The sequence below is a fragment of the Gryllotalpicola sp. CP2-P1 genome (assembly GCF_057512245.1).
In genome coordinates, this window is record NZ_JBLRDT010000358.1 from 1 (window position 1) to 1,511 (window position 1,511).

Genomic DNA, 1,511 nt, shown 5'->3' on the forward strand with positions numbered 1-1,511 from the left:
CCATCGCGCCCGCCCTGCATGCGGCGGCGTGGAAGCTGCTGAGCGCACGCGAGATCCTCGTGGCCCGGCTCGCTGCGACGGGCCGCACCAATGCCCAGATCGCGGCCGAGCTGTACCTCTCGGTGCGCACCGTCGAGTCACACCTGCATCACGCCCGCGTCAAGCTCGGAGTCTCGGGCCGCGACGGCCTCGCCGCCTTCTTCCGCGCCTCCTCCCCAGCCCTCGAACAGGCGCTGTAGCCGACCCGTCGCCTCGAAGCCCCTGCAGCAGGGCACCGGGGCGCGGCGCGGCGCGGCAGCGCGCCGCGCAACCGGTCAGCGGCCGAACGCCGCGACTCCCGACCTCGTACCGAGAAGCAGCACGCCGCCGGCGAACGACGGCGTCGCGAAGTTCGGCACGGGCCCCGTCTCGAGGTGCGTCGTGCCGCGCCCGGAGGATGCGCCGAACGCCACGAGCCCGCCGTCGGGGTACGTGGTCGCCCAGACGGTGTCGCCGACGACGATGGGAGCGCTGTTCGCTCCAGAGACGCGCGGGCCCAGCTTCCACGATGCGGTCTCGATGACCTGGATGCCCCCGCCGCGGCACGGCACGAACAGCCGCTTCGTCGCGGGGTCGTAGGCGGGGCCGCCGTCGGGGTCGCTGCCGCACACTCCGCGCACCTCGGCGACTCGCCCGAGGTCGGAGGAGCGCAGCGCGTAGCCGACATCCGTCTTGCCCACGGCGAAGACGACGCCCGGAAGGAGCACCGGGTTGCCGGTCGCGAGGTCCTCGTCGCCGCCGGCATCCGGGTCCTTGAACGCGGCGACCACGTCGAGGCTCGGCGTCAGCTTCACGACGCTCTCGGTGTACTGCAGCCTGTCCTGGCCGGGCGGGAACGGGTTGGCGTTGCCCGTCGTCACATAGACGCTGCCGTCGGCGCCGATCGCGGGTGCGCCACCCGAGAGCCAGATCGCGCCGCCCTCGCCGTCGGGGGCGACCTTGAAGCTCACGAGGTCGCCCTTCGCGGTCTCGGATGCCCCGACGAGCCACCCGTGATAGAAGCCGCAGTCGCCGATGTTGCCGCCGTAGCCGATGTAGACGCGGCCGTTCCCGACGGCGAGCCCCGCGCGCTGCAGCAGGTGGATCGGCTGCTCGCCCGCACCGAGCGGAGGGTCGACGTTCTCGCTCAGCATGACCGCCCCGTCCGAGACGGCGAGTCCGACGAGGCGATGGTGCACCGCCCCGCCGTCGTCGACGACCTCGCCGACCGCGAAGACCTCGCCGCGCGCGGGGTCGATCGCAAGCGAAGAGGTGATGCCGAGCGGGTCGATGTTGCCGCAGCCGGCGCGACTCGCGACGTTCGTGAGCGGCGTGCCGAGCGAATACGACCACAGCTGCCGCCCGGTCGTGCGCTCGAGGGCGACGACGCGATTGCCCTCCGTACCGGCGATCACGGTGTCGCCGATCGCGACCGGCTGGCCGTACACCGAGGCCCCCAGGTCTGCCGTCCACAGCCGCCGGGCGTTCACGGG

General features: G+C 73.1%; 2 protein-coding genes. One reads left to right on the forward strand and one right to left on the reverse strand.

Features of this window, described 5'->3' with window-relative positions:
- Nucleotides 1–239, forward strand: a 239-nt coding sequence (locus ACM2XV_RS15180) for a response regulator transcription factor (protein WP_487027546.1), incomplete at its 5' end; no start/stop codon positions are given.
- A 75-nt stretch (nt 240–314) separates the two neighbouring features.
- On the opposite strand, the gene ACM2XV_RS15185 is transcribed toward ACM2XV_RS15180, so the two are convergent.
- On the reverse strand, nt 315–1,511 hold a 1,197-nt coding region (locus tag ACM2XV_RS15185; protein WP_487027547.1), incomplete at its 5' end, for an outer membrane protein assembly factor BamB family protein.